Source organism: Phenylobacterium sp. (assembly GCF_035276905.1).
GTDB lineage: Bacteria > Pseudomonadota > Alphaproteobacteria > Caulobacterales > Caulobacteraceae > Phenylobacterium.
Genome location: NZ_DATELG010000334.1, coordinates 1 through 3,499 on the forward strand (window position 1 = coordinate 1; position 3,499 = coordinate 3,499).

General features: G+C 75.7%; 3 protein-coding genes. 1 reads left to right on the top strand and 2 read right to left on the bottom strand.

Translation table 11 applies throughout. From position 1 onward, the window contains the following. Nucleotides 1-897 (bottom strand): alpha/beta hydrolase (locus VJS38_RS15865; RefSeq protein ID WP_324089124.1); only part of this gene is annotated, 897 nt, incomplete at its 3' end. Beyond that, entirely contained in the window at nucleotides 894-1,922 is a 1,029-nt protein-coding gene (locus VJS38_RS15870; RefSeq protein WP_324089125.1) for a P1 family peptidase, read from the bottom strand. The genes VJS38_RS15870 and VJS38_RS15865, both read right to left, overlap by 4 nt. 118 nt (nucleotides 1,923-2,040) lie before the next feature. On the opposite strand from VJS38_RS15870, the gene VJS38_RS15875 reads away from it, so the two are divergent. Further along, a partial coding sequence (locus VJS38_RS15875) for a gamma-glutamyltransferase family protein (RefSeq protein WP_324089126.1) occupies nucleotides 2,041-3,499 on the top strand: 1,459 nt, incomplete at its 3' end.

Sequence of the window (3,499 nt, forward strand, 5' to 3'; positions counted from 1 at the left end):
CTCGGCGGTCGGGTTCCAGCCTAGGTAGGCGCCGGCGAAGGCAGGGCCGCCCGGACCCCAATGGGCGATGCGGCTGGCGCCGAGCGGGGTCGCCTCGAGCAGCGGCTCGTCGAGGCCGCGGGCCTCGTGGGGCGCATCGGCCGCCGCGCGGCGGCAGGCCTCGAAGAGCAGCTCGGTAAGCTGCTTGCCGGCAGCGGCCTGGACGTTGTGGCCGGCGCCGGGCGCCTGATGCAGCCGGACCTGCGGCAGGGCCGCCAGCCGGGCGTGCAGGGCCTCCGGAACCAGGCTCGGGAAGCCTTCGAGCTTGCGCTCAGGCGCGAGCGGCTGGCCGGCGAGCAGCACGTCGACGGGGACGGAAAGGCCCTTCAGCAGGCCTCCATGGTCGCGCGCCGCGCAGCGCTCTGCATCCAGGCCGAACAGCCGCCAGTAGAGGTCGTGCGACGGATGACCCCTGGGCAGGCCGCGCAGGTGGGCGCGGACCGGGCCCTCCAGCGGCCAGAGCTCGCCGGTCGCCAGGATCGGCTCCACGGCGACGATGCGACGGACGGCGGGCGCCCGGACGCCGAGCGCCGCGGCGGCGCCGATCGAGACGCCGAGCAGCACCACCGGCCGGTCGGCGAACTGCTGGCCGATCAGCTCGCCGACCGCGCGGGCGAAACCCTCCAGCGACGCCTCGCGCAGCGGCGGCGGGCCGGAGCCGGGGATGCGCAGGATCGCCGCGTCGGCGACCGGCGCCATCACCTCGGGCAGGCGCGAGAGGTCGTCCGCGCCCGCGAACAGGCCGGCGATCGCCAGCAGCAGCGGCCGGCGGGAGGCGAAGATTTCCGGGGCGCTCCACACGGGAACCACGCCCAGGCTGGTCTTCACATCGCGCCGCGACAGGGCGTCCAGGCTCACAGGTCGGCCCAGGTGCGCACCGCAGCGCCCGGCCAGGCCGTCGCCGCATGGACGCCGCGGGCGACCGCGCGCGCCAGGCAGTCGGCGGCGAGCGCGCCCAGCCTCGCCACCGTGTAGGGGACGGGCTCGCTCAGCAAACGGGCGGCGGTGGAAAGGGCGAAGACCACGTCGCCGTCAAACGGCGCGTGGACCGGGCGAATGGCGCGGGCCAGGCCGTCCTGCGCCATCACCGCGACGCGGCGGGCCTGGGCGGGCGACAGGGCGGCGTCCGTGGCGACGCAGGCGATGGTGGTGTTGCGCCCGCCGGCTGGCGCCTTGGAGAGGCCCCAGTCGTCGGGATCGGCCGAAAGACCGGCGGCGCCCAGGCCGCCGAACTCCGCCTCGATCTCGTGCGGCGCGGCCCAGAAGCTGCGGCCGCCGGGCGCTGTCACCGAGCCCCAGCAGTTGACCGCGACGATCGCCCCCACCGTGAAGCCGTCGGCGCTGACCACCGAGGCCGAGCCGACGCCGCCTTTGATCGCCCCCGCCATCGCCCCGCAGCCGGCCCCGTTCGTGCCCAGGGCGAACGCCTCGGCGGCGGCGGCGACGGCGCGGCGGCCGAGGTCCGCGTAGGGCGGGGCTTCGCCCCAGGCCTTGTCGCCGCCGTTGGCGAGGTCGAACAGGATCGCGGCCGGCACGATCGGCGAGACCGGCACGGCCGGGTCCGGCGAGACCACGAACCCCCTGCCGCGCGCGCCCAGCCAGGCGGCGACCCCGTCGGCGGCGGCCAGGCCATAGACCGATCCGCCGGAGAGCACGACGGCGTCGACTGCGTCGACCAGGGTGTCGGCGGCGAGCGCGTCGGTCTCGCGCGTGCCCGGCCCGCCGCCGCGCACGTCGACGCCGCAGACCGCCCGCGCGTCCGGCAGGATCACGGTGACGCCGGAGCGGACGCGGACGTCTTCGGCCTGGCCGACCTTCAGCCCGGGCACGTCGGTGATCAGGTTGCGGGCGCCGGGGCGGGCGCGGGGGAGCGGCGAGGTCATCGGCCGTAGGGCTCGCACCCCCAGCGGTTGTTGTCCATCCGCGCGCGCCTATGTTGCAGCCACATTCCGGAGCGCTGCCTTGTCCCTCAAGTCCCGTCTGCTGCCTCTCGCCCTCGCCATGCTCCTGGGCGCCTGCCAGACGACGACCGCGCCGGCGCCTCGACCAGTTCAGCCGCAGGCCGCCGCCAACCTCGCGCCGCGCGCCATGGTCGCGGCGGCCAATCCGATGGCGGTGGACGCGGGCCTGGCCGTGCTCCGGCGCGGCGGCTCGGCGGTCGACGCGGCGGTCGCGGTGCAGGCGGTGCTGGGCCTGGTCGAGCCGCAGAGCTCGGGCCTGGGCGGCGGGGCCTTCATGGTGTTCTACGACGCCAGGACCCGCACCGTGACCTCTTACAACGGCCGCGAGACCGCCCCCGCCGGCGCGACGCCCGACATGTTCCTGGGGCCCGACCGCAGGCCCCTGCCCTTCGCGACCGCCGTCCTCAGCGGCCGCTCGACCGGCGTTCCGGGCGCGATCGCCATGCTGGCGCTGGCCCAGGCGCAGCATGGCAAGCTTGCCTGGTCGTCGCTGTTCGCGGACGCCGAGCGGCTCGCCGACCAAGGCTTCGTCGTTCCGGGCCGGCTCGCCGCGGCCGCCAGCTCGCGCGCGCCGCAAGCTTCGGCGCCCGACGCGGCGCGCTACTTCACCAAGACCAACGGGACGAGGATCCAGGCCGGCGACGTCCTGAAGAACCCGGCCTACGCCGAGAGCCTGCGGCTGATCGCCGAGCGCGGCGCAGCGGGCCTGCTGCAGGGACCGCTCGCCCAGGCGATCGTCGCGCGCACCCGCGCGGGCGAGCTGCCGGGAACCCTGACGCTGGCCGACCTGGCGAGCTACCGGCCGAAGGCGGAGCCGGCCCTCTGCCGCCCCTATCGGATCTGGGTCGTCTGCCTGCCGCCGGCGCCGGCGGGCGGACCGGGCGTGCTGGAGGCGCTGGGGCTTCTGGAGCGCACCGACATCGACCGCCGCGGGCCAACCGATCCGCAGGGCTGGTATCTGTTCTCCCAGGCCAGCCGGCTGATGTACGCCGACCGCGACCGCTACATCGGCGACCCGGCCTTCGTGGACGTGCCGGTCGAGGGCCTGCTGGACCCCGCCTACCTGGCCGCGCGCGCCAAGCTGATCGGCCCCTCGCCGGCCGCCACGATCGCCGCCGGCAAGCCCATCGGCGCCGGGGTCCGGGCGCCCGACCGCACGCAGGAGGTGGCCGGCACCACCCATCTGGTGATCGTCGATTCCTGGGGGAACGCGGTCTCCATGACCACGACGGTGGAGAGCACCTTCGGCTCCGGCCGGATGGTCCACGGCTTCTTCCTGAACAACCAGCTCACCGACTTCTCCTTCGAGCCGAAGGACCGCGACGGCGCACCGGCGGCCAACGCCGTGGCCGGCGGCAAGCGGCCGCGCTCGTCGATGGCGCCGGCCATCGTGCTGGACGCGAACCGGCGGTTCGTGGCGGCCGTGGGCTCGCCGGGCGGCCCCGCGATCCTGGCCTACAACCTCAAGGCGCTGGTCGGCATGCTGGATTGGAAGCTGC